Origin of the sequence: Mesorhizobium sp. M1078, from assembly GCF_040318615.1 — a bacterium.
Taxonomy (GTDB): Bacteria; Pseudomonadota; Alphaproteobacteria; order Rhizobiales; family Rhizobiaceae; genus Mesorhizobium.
The window spans coordinates 1-15,076 of sequence record NZ_JAMYMP010000014.1; the positions used below are offsets into that span (position 1 = coordinate 1).

The following is a 15,076-nucleotide window of genomic DNA, read 5'->3' on the forward strand; positions in this document are numbered from 1 at the left end:
TGTCCTGCTTGCGGGATCGGTGTTGGCCGGATTGGCTCTCGGGCGGTTCATCAAGGCTTCTCCGCCGGCAACGCCCGATTCTGAGGCCGCTCCGGGAGGCCTCAGATCACACACCGATCAGCCACAGGGTTGGTCCGCTGATCGTCCACAAGATTTTGGCGTGGTCGGCGATGATGGGGCCACGCAGATCGCGGAGCAGGACAGATGAACACCCAGGACAATCCCAGCCTTGCCGGGCTAGTCACCGATTTGGCCCAGAATGTCACCACTCTGGTGCAAACCGAGGCGAGGCTGTTTCGGGCCGAGCTCTCTGAAAAGCTTACCAAAGCCGGAGCAGGTGCCGCGGAAGTGCTGGGCGGCGCGATTTGCCTGCTCGCCGCGCTCTTGGTGTTGCTGCAGGCGCTCATTATCGCGCTGACGCGGGCAGGGCTTGGCGCGGGGTGGTCTTCCCTGCTGGTCGGTGTGGTCGTGGCGGTCCTCGGCGTCATCCTGCTGCGGACCGGGACGGCCAGCATGGCGCCTTCGGAACTTACCCCCGACCGGACCCAGGGACAGCTCAAGCGCGACGCGAGCGCGATTAAGGAACAGGTGAGATGAACGAGAAATCCGCAGCCGAACTTGAACGCGAGGCCGAGGCTGCTCGCGCTCGGGTGATGGAGACCGCCGAATCCATTCGAGGCAAGATGACGCCTGGACAATTGCTGGATGAGTTCACCGGGCTGTTCTCGGGAGGGGAGAGCGCGGCCATGCTCAGCAATCTCAGAACGCAGGTCCGAGATAATCCTTTGCCGGTCACCATGGTGGGCGCAGGTCTGGCCTGGCTGATGTTCGGCAGCGGTACCTCAAACACCGCCCACCGTTCGGCTGGCTATCCATTGCCTTCAGCGCCAGGACGACATGATGTAGCAGGGGAGCGCGGCGGCTTGGGCGGCACGCTCTCCGACGCCGCGGAATCGCTCTCCTCGAGCGCTGCCAGCGTCGGCGACACCATATCGAGCACCGCAAGAGCCGCTGCGGCGGGTCTGACGGGAAGCGCTGCCAATGCAAGCTCGACGACTGGGGACATGGCGGCGAAAGCCAGCCGCTCCGCGCAAGATCTGTTGGAGGATCAACCCTTGGCCGTAGCGGCCGTCGGTCTCGCCATCGGCGCCGCTATAGGTGCAATGCTGCCCCATACCGCAACGGAGGACGAGCAACTAGGCGCCTATGGCGACAAGCTTCGCGATTCCGCCGAAACTTTGCTCGACAGGGGCCTCGATGAGGCCAAGCAGGTCGCCGCCGACGCCTATGAGACCATCAAGCAGGAAGCTGGCCGGCAAGATATGGAAGCAGACACGATAGCCGATCAGCTCGGCGAGATCGTGAAGTCCACAGCAGACAAGACCGAGCATGCCGTGCGCGAACGAATTTCCGATACGTCTCAGCGCCAAACCTAGCTTGATGATCCTGGATCAACGATAGCCGGCCTCTCCAGAAAGGGGCCGGTGTTGTCCGTCAAACGGTGACCCGCTCGAGTCACTTCAGAGCCGTGTGCGGACTGATGTCCCTTGTCGATAGTAATCCAGCGGATCAGGTTCTCTGGATTGTTGGCCAACCCGCCGCCGATAAGACGCGGTCAGCAAAACTGGCATCTAGGCGAGGACCGACATTGCACTTGAAGTTCGCAGACCGAGGATGCCGGTCCGCTCTGGGACGTAGGGCGACACCCCCCGTCACCCCCCAGCCAACCGCGGCAGCAGAAAAATCTCCGCCCCCTGCGGCAGTTCCTTCGACCACGTATCGCGATAGATGGTCCCGTCGATCGCCACCGCGATGCCCTTCTCGATCCAGGGCTCGATGCCGGGATACTGTTCAGCCAATTTCCTGAACAGCTCCCTTATGTCCTTGGCTTCGACCTCGACCTTGCTCTGGCCGCCGGCGAGCTGGCCGAGCGCGCCCCAGAGCGTGACTTCGACCATCAGAGCCTCATTGGAGCGTGTCCGAAACCGCTGCGCACTTTAGCCCCCTCATGCTCCCCGTTCCGCCTCGATCGCGGCGAGGACCCTTGGCGGCGACATCGGGATGTGGGTCATGCGCACACCGGCTGCGTTCGACACTGCGTTGGCGATCGCTGCCAGCGGCGGCACGATCGAGGTTTCGCCGACGCCGCGCACGCCATAGGGGTGGTTGGGATTGGGTATCTCGAGGATCTGCGTGTCGATCATCGGCAGGTCCGAGCAGACCGGGATGCGGTAGTCGAGGAAGCCGGCGTTCTGGAGACGCCCATCCTTTCCGTAGATGTACTCCTCGTTGAGCGCCCAGCCGATGCCTTGCGCGGCGCCGCCCTGGTACTGGCCCTCGACATAGGTCGGGTGCACCGCCTTGCCGGCATCCTGGATCACCGTGTAGCGGATCACCCTGGTCGAGCCGGTATCGGGGTCGACCTCGATGTCGCATATATGGGTGGCGAAGGAGACGCCGGCGCCGTCGGCGACGAGCTCGCTGTGGCCGGCGATCGGCCCGCCGGTCTTGCCGGACGCGGCGGCGATCTCCTTCAGCGAGAGTGCTGCAAGATTGCCGTATTTCTCGCCCTTGGCGATGGCGTGGCCGTTTTCCCAGACCACGTCGTCGACGGGGATGTCCCACGTCTGGGCGGCGCGCTCACGCAGGATCTTGATGGCGTTGCGGGCGGCCGAGATGGTCGCCATCGACGACGAGAAGGTGCCGCGGCTGCCGTCGGTCATGTCATTGTAGCCGAGCGAGGACGTGTCGGCGACCACCGCCTTGAGCTGGGCATAGTCGATGCCGAGCTCCTCCGCCGCCACCAGCGACAGCGAGGCGCGCGAGCCGCCTACGTCCACCGTGCCGACGGCCAGCGACACCGAGCCGTCCATGCCGATGTTCAGATCCACGCAGGTCTGGCCGCCGAAGTTGAACCAGAAGCCGCAGGCCATGCCGCGCCCCTGGTTCTTGCCCAGCGGCGCCTTCATGTGCGGATGGTGCTTGGCCGCCTCCAGCGTCGGGCCGATGCCGATCGGGCCGTAGACCGGACCGTAGGAAGAGCGGGTGCCTTCCTGCGCGGCGTTCTTGATGCGGAACTCGACCGGGTCCATGCCGAGCTCCTTGGCCAGCTCGTCGACGGCGCTTTCCACCGCGAATGCAGCCATGGGTGCCGAGGGTGCGCGATAGGCGGCGGTCTTCGGCCGGTTGACCAGCACTTCGAAGCCGACCGTCTGGACGTTATCGAGCTTGTAGCAGGCGAAGGCCGTCATGGCGCCGATCTCGGCCCATGTGCCGGCATAGGGGCCGCTGGTGTAGCGCAGCGTCGCTTCGGCGGCGGTGATGGTGCCGTCCTTGCGGGCGCCGATCTTGACGTCGATCGAGGTGGCGCTGGTCGGGCCCGAGGCGCGGAACACTTCGTCGCGGGTCATCACCAGCTTCACCGGCCGTCCTGCCTTGCGCGAAAGAGCGAGTGCCACCGGCTCGGCCCAGACATGGGTCTTGCCGCCGAAGCCGCCGCCGATCTCCGAGGAGGTGACGCGCAGCTTCGAGGCTTCCAGCCCGAGCAGTTGCGCACAATGCTGGCGGTAGACGAAATGGCCCTGCGTGCAGACCCAGAGGTCGGCGGTGCCGTCGGACGAGACGCTCGCCACGCAGGCATGCGGCTCGATATAGCCTTGATGCGTCTGCTCGGTCTTGAAGGAGCGCTCGACGATGACATCGGCGTGGCCGAAACCCTGATGGACATCGCCATGGCCAAACTGGCTGCGCTTGGTGACGTTGGACGGCTTTACCGGCTTTTCGTCGAGACCCTCGGTGAAGATCGTGTCGTTGATCAACGGCGCGCTGTGCTTCATCGCCTCGTCGACATCGGTGACATGCGGCAACAGCTCATACTCGACCTCGATGAGCTTCAGCGCCTGCCTTGCCGTGCGGGCATCGACGGCGGCGACCGCGGCCACGGCGTGGCCGTCATAGAGCGCCTTGCCGCGCGCCATGCAATTGTCGAGGACGTCGTACATGGCGGCATCGCCATCGGTGAGATCGGGCAGGTCGGCGGCGGTGATCACCGCTTTCACGCCGGCGAGCTTTTCCGCTTTCGAAGTGTCGATCTTGAGGATCCTGGCATGCGCATGCGGGCTGCGCAGGACACGCCCGACCAGCTGTCCCGCCATGTTGAAGTCGGCGCCGTAGCGCGCGCGGCCCGTCACCTTGTCGACGCCGTCGGGACGGATAGGCCGCGTGCCGACGGAGGAGAATTTGCGGCCCGAAAAGCGTGGATCGAAGTTCATGCGTGCGCTCCCTTCATCACGTTGGCCGCATCCTGCACCGCGCGCACGATCTTGTCGTAGCCGGTGCAGCGGCAGAGGTTTCCGGCGAGGCCGAAGCGGATTTCTTCCTCGGTCGGATCGGGGTTCTTGGCCAGGAGGTCCTTCGCCGCGATCAGGAAGCCCGGCGTGCAGATGCCGCATTGCAAGGCTGCGTGTTCGAGGAATTTCTGCTGCAGCGGATGCAACTGATCGCCATGCGCCATGCCTTCGACGGTCTCGATATGCCGGCCTTCGGCTTCAGCGCCAAGCACAAGGCAGGAGCAGACCAGCCGATTGTCGAGAATGATCGAGCAGGCGCCGCAGTCGCCCGTGCCGCAGCCTTCCTTGGCGCCGGTCAGGCCGAGCCGATCGCGCAGGACGTCGAGCAACGTCTCGTCGGGCTGGCAAAGGTATTCGACGCTGTCGCCGTTGATTGTCGTTGAAACTGCTACACCGGCCATCATTTGCCTCCTGCGCGTGCGTAGGCGGTCGTCGCGGCCCGTCCGGCCAGCACGCCCGCAACTTTTCGTCTGAACTCGATCGTTCCGCGCTTGTCGTCGATGGGGCGGCAGGCCCCGGCGCAGACCTTGGCGAGCCGCTCAAGTGCCGCCTCATCCAGCTTCCTGCCGATGAGAGCCTCGGCTGCTTCTTCCACCAGAAGCACGGTCGGGGCCGCGGCGCCCAGCGCGACGCGGGCGGCTGTTATGACGCCATGCTCGTCGAGCGTCAGGTTCACGCCGGCGCTGACCACCGCGATGTCCATCTCGGTGCGCGGGATGAACCTGAGATAGGCGTCGCCCGAACGCGGCTCCCGCTTGCCGAGCAGGATCGCCTCGACGATCTCACCCTTGGTGAGCGAGGTCTTGCCAGGCCCGATCGGCACAGCCTCGACCGGAATGGTGCGCTTGCCCGACGGACCGGCAACCACGGCCTTTGCGGCGGCGGCCACCAAGGCCGGGACGCTGTCGGCGGCCGGCGATGCGTTGCACAGATTGCCAACGATGGTGCAGCGGCCCTGGACCTGTTTCGAGCCGATCAGCTTCGACGCTTCGACGACACCGGGCCAGGCCTTCTTCAGAACCGAGCTCTCGCCCAGGACGGCGCAGGGGACGGTGGCGCCGATGCTGAAGCCGTCGGCCGTCTCCCTGATCTCGCTCAAGCCCTCGATCGCCTTGATGTCGACGATCAGGTCGGGATCGACAAACCCGCCCTTCATCCGAACGAGGAGGTCACTGCCTCCAGCGAGAATGGCTGATGTGCCGGAAGCGTCGGCCAGCAGGCCAACGGCGTCTTCGATTGAAAGCGGACGTATGTAACGCATCGTCTCCCCTTGGTGATGGTGATCTCGCCGACCGTTATAAACAGTCTCCTCATAATGACCATCCGGTTGCTGATTTCCAGCGATTGGGCCAGCACCGCGAGAGAGATTTTTGTCTAAAGTCTTTGTTTTGATGCATGTCGTTGTCCCAGAACCGCGCACACTTCTGGGCGACATGCATTTAAGCGGCGTCTTTTGCACGGTCGAGGCTGATGCCGATGTCCTTCAAGGCCTCGGCCACGGCCTCGTCCAGCGGGGTGTGCGGGACTTCGCCGATGATGCCTTCCAGCCGGTCGGACACGAGCCGGTGCGGTTCGAAGCGCAGATAGGACATCGAGACGATCTCGCGCCACATCGCCACGAACGGGCTGCCGGCGCGCAGCACCCACCAAGGCATGAAGGTCAGTTTCAGCGGACGTCCCAACGCTTTCTCGGCCGCGGCCTTTATGTCCATGTCGGTGACGGCGTGGCCGGGGAAGTTGAGCGCCTCAAAGAAGCCGAGCTTGCCCTGATTACGCGCCAGGCCGACGAAGCCGATGCCGAAGTCCGGCAAATAGGCCCATTCGTGCACGAGGTTGGCAGGGCCAGGCGCGGTGTAGACGCCCTTGCTCATCTTGGCGGCGACGACGAGGTCGAACCATGATCCGCTGCCGGTGCCGCCGAAGAAATCGCCGGCGCGCAGGATGATGGTGCGGACGCGGCCGGCATCGGCCTCGCGGCGAAACAGCGCTTCCATGGCGCAGCGGATGCGGCCCTTCTCGGTCGTCGGACGGAATGGCGTGTCTTCGGTGACCACTTCAGGCATCGGCGAGCCGTAATTGTAGACAGTGCCGGGGAAAAGATGCAGCGCGCCATTGGCATGGCAGGCGGCCATGACGTTCTCCGCCATCGGCAGACACTTGCCCCAGTCGGTGTAGATCGGGTTGAGGCCGTTGAAGATGATGTCGACGCCTTGCGTGGCGCGGATCAGCGCCTCGCGGTCGAGCGCATCGCCGGCGACGGCGGTGGCGCCCTTGAGTTCGGCTGGGACCTTGCCGCTGCGGGTGACGGCGCGGACGTCGAAACCGGCGTCGATGAAGGCCTTGCCAACCACGCGGCCGAGCCGGCCATTGGCGCCTAGAATTGCGATCTTGGTCATTTTCTTCTCCGTGTCTGTGTTTGCACGGCGAATATGATGCCTCCATATGCGAATGAAAATTGACTAGGGATGCAGCTTTGTTATTCATAATTGAATGGAAGATATCGACTGGAACCTGATCAAGAGTTTCGTCAGCGTGGCGGAGACCGGCAGCCTGTCGGCCGCGGCGCGCAAACTGTCGGCCAGCCAACCGACGCTCGGGCGTCACATCGGTGAGCTCGAACAGGCGTTGGGCGTCACCTTGTTCCGGCGCGGGCGGCGCGGCTATGCTCTGACGGAAGCAGGCGCCACGCTGTTCGAACGCGGCAAGGCGGTGAGCGAGCAGGCGAGCGCGTTCTCACTACTGGCATTGGGCTCGGTCGAGGCGATCGAAGGCACGGTGCGCATTGCCGCCAGCGAGGTGGTGGCGGCCTATGTGCTGCCGAAGATGACGGCGCGGCTCGGCATCGAGGAGCCCGGCATCGAGGGTCGAGATCGTCGCCTCGAACCAGGTCGAGAACCTGCTGCGAAGGGATGCCGACATCGCCATCCGCATGGTCAAGCCGGCGCAGAACGAGCTGACGGCGCGCAAGGTCTGCGATATCAAGCTCTGCTGCTGCGCGGCGAAATCGTATCTCGACCAGCACGGCCGCCCGCTCAAGCCCGCCGATCTTCTCGACCACCCGCTGATCGGCTTCGACCGCAGCGACGAGATGATCCGGGGCTTTACCCAGGCCGGCATCCCCGTCACCCGAAGCAGCTTCCGCTTCAGGGTCGACAACCAGATCGTTCTGTGGGAAGCGCTGCGGGCGGGAAACGGCGTCGGTCTCGGCCAGGAGCCGCTGGCCGACAGCGACCCCTTGCTGGAGAAACTCCTGCCCGGCCTGCCATTGCCCAGCCTGCCGGTGTGGCTGGCCATGCATCGCGACGTGCGCACCAGCGTGCGCATCCGCCGCGTCGCGGATTTCCTCTATGAGGAGCTGAAGCGCTATTCGGCGGGGGCGGCCGCGAATTCGGCGCGGTGAGCGAGCCCGGCCATCAACAGCACGACGATCAGCAGCGCCGACATGGCGACGAAGATCGGGCCGAAGCTCGAATGCTCGGCGACGAAGCCGATCGCCGACGGCGCCACCAATATGCCGGAATAGCCCATGGTGGTGACGACGCTCATGCCGGTGCCCGACGACATGCCTTCCTGATTGCCGCCGGCCGAGAAGATGATCGGCACCATGTTGGCGATGCCGAAGCCGCAGAGGGCAAAAGCGGCGATGGCGATCCAGGGCGAGGGCGACAGGCCGGCGACCAGCATGCCGGCGGCGGCCACGATGGCCGAACCGCGCAGCGTCGCCACCGCGCCGAAGCGGTTGCGCACGCCGTCGCCGAAAAAGCGCATGACAGCCATGACGCCGGAGAAGGCGGCGTAGGCAAGGCCGGCGATGGCGAGGTCGGCGCCGAGCTCCTGCCGGAGATAAAGCGCTGCCCAGTCGAGCACGGCGCCCTCGGAAATCATCGTCAGCAGCGCCATCAGCCCGACAAGATAGACCAGCGGGTTGGCCGGCAGCGTTAATCTGTGATGCTCGGCGGCCTGCGGCTTGTCCTCGGCGATGAGGTAGCCGACCGCCACGGCAATGACGGCAAAAGCTATGACCGTGACCACAGCCGCATGGGCGAGGTGGCCGTAAGTCTGGATGGCGTAACCGCCCAGACCGCCACCGGCGAAACCGCCGAGGCTCCAGAAGCCGTGCGAGGACGACATGATGGCGCGGGACAGCCGGCGCTCGACCACCACGGCATTGGCGTTCATGGCGACATCCATGCCGCCGATCGAGCCGCCGAAGATGATCATGGCGATCGACGCCAGCGGCACGTTGGGCGCCAGCGCCACGATCAGCAGGCCGAGGCTGCCGCACAGGCCGAACCAGCGCAACACGGTGCGCGAGCCATGCCTGGAGATCAGATGGCCGCACCAGCTCATGGCCGCGACCGCGCCGACGCCGAACAGAAGGATCAGCAGGCCGAGGGTGAATTTCGAGATGTCGAGCCGGGTCAGGAACACCGGAATCTGCGGCGCCCAGCTGCCGGTCAGGAAGCCGTTGGCGAGGAAGATCGCTGCTACGGCCCATCGCCCCTGAAGGGCGCTCTGCATGGTGTTTTGCGCGTTCATGGCCCGAATCCGGTCAAAGAATGGCTTTGCGCGGCAAATTAGATCGATTCAATTTCTCGTCAAGCGCTTGGCTGCGAAAAGCTTGTGGGCCACATCTAAGGGGAAACCGTTAGGCAGCGTTCCTTCGCGCCCCCCTCTGTCCTGCCGGACATCTCCCCTACAAGTGGGGAGATTGGCGGCTTCGGCGCCTCGCTTATTCTTGCACCGCTGGCGATTGGCTAGAGCCTGCGTGACGGCCAATCTCCCCCCAAGTGGGGGAGATGTCCGGCAGGACAGAGGGGGGCGCTGTCCCGCCGACGTCAATCCTGTGAACCGCGCGCTACCTCAGTGATCCCTCGGCCGTCTTGCCTCGAACTCCGCTTTCTTGGCGTCCGAAGCCTCGGTCTGGTTCAGCGCCTGCCATTGCGCATAGGGCATGCCGTAGACGATTTCGCGCGACTGATCCTTGCCGAGATCGACGCCCTCAGCCTCGGCCGCTTCGCGATACCAGTTCGACAGGCAGTTGCGGCAGAAGCCGGCGAGGTTCATCAGGTCGATGTTTTGCACATCGCTGCGCTCGCGCAGATGATCGACCAGCCGGCGGAAGGCCGCGGCCTCGAAATCGCGTTTCTGGTCATCGCTGAGTTCGGTCATTGCCTTGGATCCTCACAGCGGCCCGGTGCGCGAGCCGAACATCTTCACCTGATGTATATCGGGACGGCGGTCGATGGCGTCAACGATCGGCGCCAGCCGTTCCGCCCAGGCCAGCGCCCCCTTGCGGTCTGATATCAGGTCCTGGCGGATCTCGATCAGCGCATGGGCAAAGCCGTTGACGATGGCGTGCTTGAACATGGTGTCGCCGCGCAACGCGCCGTCATAGGGTTCATTGTCGCCAACGACGAGGTTTTTATCCTGCGCCAGCATGTCGATCAGCGGCCGCGCCACGCGGTCGTCGAGGTCCCACAATATGCCGACATGCCAAGGGCGGATGAAGCCCTGCATGACAGGGGTGAAGGAGTGTACGGAGAAGATGAACGGCGCTTTGCCTGAGGCGTGCGCCACCGACGCGATCATGGCGCCGACCGCGTCCTGATAAGGCCGGTAGAAGCCGTCGAGCCGCCTTTCGCGTTCTTGCGGCGCCATAGGGTAGTTTCCCGGCACGACAGTGCCGTCATAGAGCTGGCGGATCAGCGTCGGGTCGTCCTCGCCGCGATTGGGATCGATCAGCAGCCGCGAAAAATTGGCGATCACCGCCGGCACGTCGAGCGCTGCGGCCAGTTCGCGCGTCACCGTCTCGACACCGATGTCGTAGGCGATATGGCGATCGAGTTCCGCCGCCGGCAGGCCTAGACTGCCATACTCCTCCGGCAGGTCGCGGCGGGCATGGTCGGCGACAAGCACGATGCCTCGCTTGCGGTCGCCTTCGACGATATCGAAAGGCGCGAAAACTGTGGATCGGGTCATTGGCTGGAAAGGTCTGTTCGCTGGCTTCCGGGGAGGGTGGTATCGTCATTCCCACGAAGAGGACTGTTGCGCAATGCCGTTGTTTGGCCACGGTTTCTGCGAAAATCCTGTGACGCGCGGCAGATCGCGTGTCGGGGGCCTTTCTAAATCGATTGGAATTGGACAGAACGGCGCGTTGACATGCGCCCGGACTTTTCCGAAAAGGGGCGTTGAGAGATGCAGATGACGTTATTGAGGGGTTTCGGGATGGGTTCCGCCGGCAGGCCGCGTGCGCGCACCGCCTTTGCCGTGCCGCTCCTGACCCTGACGCTAGGGCTCACCGCGCTGGTCGCGGCTTCGCCTGCCCGCGCCGATTTCCGCGTCTGCAACGCCACGCAGAACCTGGTCGGCGTTGGCATCGGCTACCGCGCCAAGGCAGGCTGGATCACCGAGGGGTGGTGGCACATCGAAGGATCGAGCTGCAAGACGCTGATCGAAGGTCCGCTGTCATCGAGGTTTTACTATCTTTATGCAGAAGACGCCGAGCGCGGCGGGCGCTGGGATGGCCCGATCAACATGTGCGTGGCTGAAAAAGAGTTCAAGATCGCAGGCGTTACCGATTGCGTCGCCCGGGGCTTCCAGCGCGCCGGATTCCAGGAATATGACACGGGCGAGCAGGCAAGCTGGATGGTCCAGCTGACCGATGAGTCCACAACGGGAGGCGCTCCAGCCGCCCCGGGAACAAACAGTCAATGAGACGTAGCCGCAAGGTCAAGATCCTCGCCACCATCGGTCCTGCCTCCTCGTCCGAGGAGATGCTGCAGAAGCTGTTCGAAGCCGGCGCCGATGTCTTCCGCATCAATATGAGCCACACCGATCACGAGCTGATGCGCACGCTGGTCGGCCGCATCCGCGCGGTCGAGGAGAAAGTTGGCCGTCCGATCGGCATCCTGGCCGATTTGCAGGGACCGAAGCTGCGCGTCGGCAAGTTCGCCAACGGCAAGGAGGTTCTGACGCCGGGCCAGACCTTCACCCTCGACAACAATCCCGAGCCCGGCACGTCGACCCGGGTCTACCTGCCGCATCCCGAAATCCTGAGCTCGGTCGAGGCCGGCCACCGTCTGTTGATCGATGACGGCAAGCTGGAGCTCAGGGCGGTGAAGAGCGACGGCAAGTCTATCACCTGCACCGTCGTCGCCGGCACCACCATTTCCGACAAGAAGGGCGTCAGCCTGCCCGACACCGACCTGCCGGTCGGTGCGCTGACCGAAAAGGACCGCAAGGACCTCGATGCGGTGCTGGCGGAAAGCGTCGACTGGGTGGCGCTGTCCTTCGTGCAGCGGCCGGAGGATTTGGCGGAAGCCCGCAAGATCGCGCGCGGCCGGGCACTGATCATGGCCAAGATTGAAAAGCCGCAGGCGGTCGCCCGGCTGGCCGAAATCATCGAACTCTCCGACGCGCTGATGGTCGCCCGCGGCGATCTCGGTGTGGAAATGCCGCTGGAAGCGGTGCCCGGCATCCAGAAGCAGATCACGCGCGCCGCGCGCCGCGCCGGCAAGCCGGTGGTGGTCGCCACGCAGATGCTGGAATCGATGATCACCGCGCCGGTGCCGACCCGCGCCGAGGTGTCCGACGTGTCGATCGCCGTGTTCGAGGGCGCCGACGCCATCATGCTTTCAGCCGAATCCGCTGCCGGCGCCTATCCGGTCGAGGCGGTGGCGATGATGAACCGCATCGCCACCAAGGTCGAAACCGACCCGACCTATGCCGGCATCATCAACGCGCAGCGCTCGGAACCGGAAGCAACCGGCGCCGACGCCATTTCGCTCGCCGCCCGCGAGATTGCGGAGACGCTGAAACTGTCGGCGATCATCACCTATACGGCGTCGGGCACCACGGGCCTGCGCGCCGCGCGCGAGCGGCCGCAAGTGCCGATCATCGCGCTGTCGCCGATCCTCAACACGGCGCGGCGGCTGTCGCTCTTGTGGGGCACGCATTGCGTCGTCTCGCCCGACGCCAGCGACCTCGACGACATGGTCGACCGCGCCTGCCGCATCGCTTTCGAAGAGGGGTTCGGCCAGCCGGGCGACCGTGTCATCATCACGGCGGGCGTGCCGCTGAGGACGCCGGGTTCGACCAACATGCTGCGCATCGCCTATGTCGGATCGGACGTGCAGGCCACCCGCAACATAGGTTGACAGAGGCTTCAACTCATCACAGTTCGCAGCGCTCTTGCCGCACCTTCGGCGTGATCGATACGCTGAAGGAAGCGGTGTGCGCGAGGGAGTGGGTCATAGAGATACTGATCCGGGCCGCGCATCTTTCGCCGGTTGAGGTCGGCGGTGTCGAGCAGGTCGAAATCGACCCTTTCCAGCGTGCAGTGCCAGCCTGCGCTATGCGAAGCCCATCCCCTTCCGTGGTGCTGCAGAAGCCGCTCTCGGCTGGAATAGCCGTGATAGTCGAAGGCGATCACGCCGTTCGTCATGTAGATATGGTTGCCGTAGAAATCCTCGCCCGGAATGATCCGTTCGCCGTAGAATCCGTCCAGGGGAGGATGGCTGAGGAAGGTGCCCGCAAGGATGTGGCAGGCGCCGTAGCCGAAGAAGATGCGATCCGGTAGCGCCCAGAACGCTTCGGGGTTTTTCTTGATTCCGTGCTTCAGGACATACATGCGGCCGTCACGTCGGGGCGAGTTGCGCGTCGGGCACCGTAATGTCGGGGCACTGTGCATCGTTGTAGGCATCGCCGGCGATGCGTGCTTCCACGGTTTTTGCCAATGCCTGCAGGTCGACGACCTTGCCGGCGACTTTTTCGATGGCACCGACGACGAGGTCTGGCGCGATCCAATCCGGCTTGTGTCCGAGATTGTGGACCCAGATCAGTTCGGCGCCGGGGATGTCCCTGTCCAGGCCGACCGAATGGATCGAAGCATAGACCACCTTGTCGCGATCGCCCGAGATGACAATCGTTGGCGCTGTGATGTCGCGGTATTGCGGCGCGGCCTTCAGCGTATAGTCGTAGAGGCCGGCGACATCGATGGCGTTGGCGCGGAAAGCGCCGGGACGCAGCACCAGCGGAATCGAGGCATTGCCGACATAGCCTTCCGGCACCTTGTTGGGAGAAAACACGCAGGCCGTGGCGCCGTCCATCTGCAGCGTGCCTGCCGGATAGGTCAATGTCTGCGAGAACAGCCAGCCGATGATGGGGGTGGCGGTCAGCTTGTAGTACCAGGCGGTCGCGCCGCCCGGCCAGGGGTGGCTGACCGGCGACAGAAAGACCAGCCCGAGCGTCTTCTCCGGGTGTTCGCGGCCAAAGGCGGCGGTGATCACGCCGCCAAACGAATGGCCGACCATGATCGCCTTGTGGATGCCGAGACGGTCCATCAGCCTGGCGATGGTGTCGGCCTGCCCCGACGGGCTCTCATTGCCGGGGCCGCGTGCCGACCAGCCGAAGCCCGGCCGGTCGAGGAAGACCATCTCGGCGCGGCCTTCGAGCAAAGGCCTGATCGGCAGCATCTGATCCCTGAGATTGGCGCTGGCGCCATGGATGAAGACGATCGCCGGCAGCTCGGCATTTTGAGGCGCCGGCACGTGGACATAGTGGATGCGGGTGGCGTCGATGTCGGCAAATTCGCCGGCCGGCGGGTTCCGCCACTCGATCAGCCACGTGCCGGCGCGGGTGACACCGGCCAGGGCAAAGACGAGCGCGAGGAGCAAAGCACAGGCGGCGTAAATGAGGTTCATGCGCGGAGATACGGGGGTGGAGGGGGATAAGTTCTAGGGAGTAGGGAGGTGGCGTCTCGACCAATCTTCTCTACTGACTACTGACTAATCCCTAATTCCTACTGACTAATCAAATTCCTTCGCCGGCAAGCTCTTCCGAAATTGCCGCGACCTGGTCCTGGGCGCTGCGCATCATCGGATAGATGGTAAGCACCTTCTGCCAGGCTTCGAGCGCCGATTGCTTGTGGCCGGTGGCGGCCATGATCTGGGCCAGGCCCGAAAGCGCGCCGAAATGGCGTGGTTCCAGCTGCAGCGTCTGGTCGATGTCGGACATCGATTTCCCGAAATTCTTCATCATGTAATGCACGGTGGCGCGCCGGTTCCAGCCTTCGGCATATTTTGGCTGCAGGATGACGACCTGGTCGAGGAAGTCGAGGGCGACGTCGAACTTCTGGTCGTCAATCGCCTTTTGCGACCATTGCATCATCAGGTCGATCGAGGCGCTGCCGGACTGGAACCATTCGCCCCAGATGCGCCCGGCGATGCGCTCGGCCGCCTTTTCGTTGCGCTCGCGCTTCAGCTCGGCAAACAGTTGGTCGAGCCTGGCTTCCCTGGTCAGGGCAACCGGCGGCTTTGCCGGCGGATCGTCCGCCGACGCCGGAGCGACGCCGAAAAGAAAGAGGGTGGCCAAAAATGCAAAAAGAATCCGCATCGCCGGAATCTAACCCCGGACGGCGGATCGTCAAACTGAAATTAGCGTGAAAGTGCCTGGAACCAGGCAATTACCATCGTATCGACGGAGGCAACGAGCCTCCGGCCGAACACTCAGCCCTGGCGCGCCTTGTAGCGTGGAGCGGTCTTGTTGATGATGTAGACGCGGCCCTTGCGGCGAACCAGCTGGTTGTCGCGGTGACGCGCCTTCAGCGCCTTGAGCGAATTCTTGATCTTCATGGTCTTGCCCGTCGGTCTGGGCCCTGTCCGGGCCGAATTATTAAGGCGCGCCTGAAAAGCGCGCCTTTGAACTTGCGGTGGCTCATAAACGAG

General features: G+C 64.2%; 16 protein-coding genes and 2 pseudogenes. 6 read left to right on the forward strand and 12 right to left on the reverse strand.

Translation table 11 applies throughout. From position 1 onward, the window contains the following. The 3 genes and pseudogenes from NKH38_RS18915 to NKH38_RS18925 all read left to right on the forward strand — a co-directional run. Positions 1-208, forward strand: a pseudogene (locus tag NKH38_RS18915) (hypothetical protein); the annotation flags it as partial. Then, entirely contained in the window at positions 205-597 is a 393-nt protein-coding gene (locus NKH38_RS18920) for a phage holin family protein (protein ID WP_023702904.1), read from the forward strand. The pseudogene NKH38_RS18915 and the gene NKH38_RS18920, both read left to right, overlap by 4 nt. Beyond that, positions 594-1,436, forward strand: coding sequence for a DUF3618 domain-containing protein (locus NKH38_RS18925; RefSeq protein ID WP_023752871.1), 843 nt, complete (start codon positions 594-596; stop codon positions 1,434-1,436). Before NKH38_RS18920 ends, NKH38_RS18925 begins: the two co-directional genes overlap by 4 nt. A gap of 276 nt (positions 1,437-1,712) precedes the next feature. Here NKH38_RS18925 and NKH38_RS18930 read toward each other — a convergent pair whose 3' ends face one another. The 5 genes from NKH38_RS18930 to NKH38_RS18950 form a co-directional block, all read right to left on the reverse strand. Next, on the reverse strand, positions 1,713-1,958 hold the full coding sequence (locus NKH38_RS18930) for a MoaD/ThiS family protein (RefSeq protein WP_023712829.1): 246 nt from the start codon (positions 1,956-1,958) through the stop codon (positions 1,713-1,715). 48 nt (positions 1,959-2,006) lie between these two features. After that, positions 2,007-4,271 (reverse strand): xanthine dehydrogenase family protein molybdopterin-binding subunit, encoded by a 2,265-nt coding sequence (locus NKH38_RS18935; protein WP_352762144.1) that lies wholly within the window; start codon positions 4,269-4,271, stop codon positions 2,007-2,009. Further along, positions 4,268-4,750, reverse strand: coding sequence for a (2Fe-2S)-binding protein (locus NKH38_RS18940; RefSeq protein ID WP_023822301.1), 483 nt, complete (start codon positions 4,748-4,750; stop codon positions 4,268-4,270). The genes NKH38_RS18935 and NKH38_RS18940 overlap by 4 nt, the downstream gene beginning before the upstream one ends. Then, positions 4,750-5,610 (reverse strand): FAD binding domain-containing protein, encoded by an 861-nt coding sequence (locus tag NKH38_RS18945; protein WP_352674200.1) that lies wholly within the window; start codon positions 5,608-5,610, stop codon positions 4,750-4,752. The genes NKH38_RS18940 and NKH38_RS18945 overlap by 1 nt, the downstream gene beginning before the upstream one ends. A 178-nt stretch (positions 5,611-5,788) precedes the next feature. Continuing rightward, positions 5,789-6,745, reverse strand: a complete 957-nt coding sequence (locus NKH38_RS18950; protein WP_023715050.1) for an SDR family oxidoreductase — start codon at positions 6,743-6,745, stop codon at positions 5,789-5,791. A 94-nt stretch (positions 6,746-6,839) separates the two neighbouring features. Between NKH38_RS18950 and NKH38_RS18955 the strand changes: the two are divergent. Further along, positions 6,840-7,749, forward strand: a pseudogene (locus tag NKH38_RS18955) (LysR family transcriptional regulator). Here NKH38_RS18955 and NKH38_RS18960 read toward each other — a convergent pair. From NKH38_RS18960 to NKH38_RS18970, 3 genes are all read right to left on the reverse strand, one after another. After that, on the reverse strand, positions 7,713-8,888 hold the full coding sequence (locus tag NKH38_RS18960; protein ID WP_023715048.1) for an MFS transporter: 1,176 nt from the start codon (positions 8,886-8,888) through the stop codon (positions 7,713-7,715). The pseudogene NKH38_RS18955 and the gene NKH38_RS18960 sit on opposite strands and share 37 nt — an antisense overlap. Positions 8,889-9,212: 324 nt before the next feature. Further along, positions 9,213-9,521 carry a DUF1244 domain-containing protein gene (locus NKH38_RS18965; protein ID WP_023673120.1) on the reverse strand — a complete coding sequence of 103 codons (309 nt, stop codon included), beginning with the start codon at positions 9,519-9,521 and terminating at the stop codon, positions 9,213-9,215. A gap of 12 nt (positions 9,522-9,533) precedes the next feature. Next, entirely contained in the window at positions 9,534-10,331 is a 798-nt protein-coding gene (locus tag NKH38_RS18970) for an N-formylglutamate amidohydrolase (RefSeq protein ID WP_023673119.1), read from the reverse strand. Between the two features lie 246 nt (positions 10,332-10,577). Here NKH38_RS18970 and NKH38_RS18975 point away from each other — a divergent pair, with 246 nt between their 5' ends. After that, positions 10,578-11,066 (forward strand): DUF1036 domain-containing protein, encoded by a 489-nt coding sequence (locus tag NKH38_RS18975; protein WP_023673118.1) that lies wholly within the window; start codon positions 10,578-10,580, stop codon positions 11,064-11,066. Continuing rightward, positions 11,063-12,508, forward strand: coding sequence for a pyruvate kinase (pyk, locus tag NKH38_RS18980; protein WP_023673117.1), 1,446 nt, complete (start codon positions 11,063-11,065; stop codon positions 12,506-12,508). The genes NKH38_RS18975 and pyk overlap by 4 nt, the downstream gene beginning before the upstream one ends. 8 nt (positions 12,509-12,516) lie before the next feature. Here pyk and NKH38_RS18985 read toward each other — a convergent pair whose 3' ends face one another. The 4 genes from NKH38_RS18985 to ykgO all read right to left on the reverse strand — a co-directional run bounded on the left by NKH38_RS18985 (position 12,517) and on the right by ykgO (position 14,983). Next, positions 12,517-12,981: a hypothetical protein gene (locus tag NKH38_RS18985; protein WP_286461952.1), complete on the reverse strand. Its 465-nt coding sequence runs from the start codon at positions 12,979-12,981 to the stop codon at positions 12,517-12,519. Positions 12,982-12,988: 7 nt separating this feature from the next. Further along, positions 12,989-14,053 (reverse strand): alpha/beta fold hydrolase, encoded by a 1,065-nt coding sequence (locus NKH38_RS18990; protein ID WP_352638713.1) that lies wholly within the window; start codon positions 14,051-14,053, stop codon positions 12,989-12,991. Between the two features lie 109 nt (positions 14,054-14,162). Beyond that, positions 14,163-14,744: a tetratricopeptide repeat protein gene (locus NKH38_RS18995; RefSeq protein ID WP_023690055.1), complete on the reverse strand. Its 582-nt coding sequence runs from the start codon at positions 14,742-14,744 to the stop codon at positions 14,163-14,165. A gap of 113 nt (positions 14,745-14,857) precedes the next feature. Then, complete coding sequence (gene ykgO, locus NKH38_RS19000; RefSeq protein WP_006327841.1) at positions 14,858-14,983, reverse strand: type B 50S ribosomal protein L36; 126 nt, start codon at positions 14,981-14,983, stop codon at positions 14,858-14,860. Between the last annotated feature and the right edge of the window lie 93 nt (positions 14,984-15,076).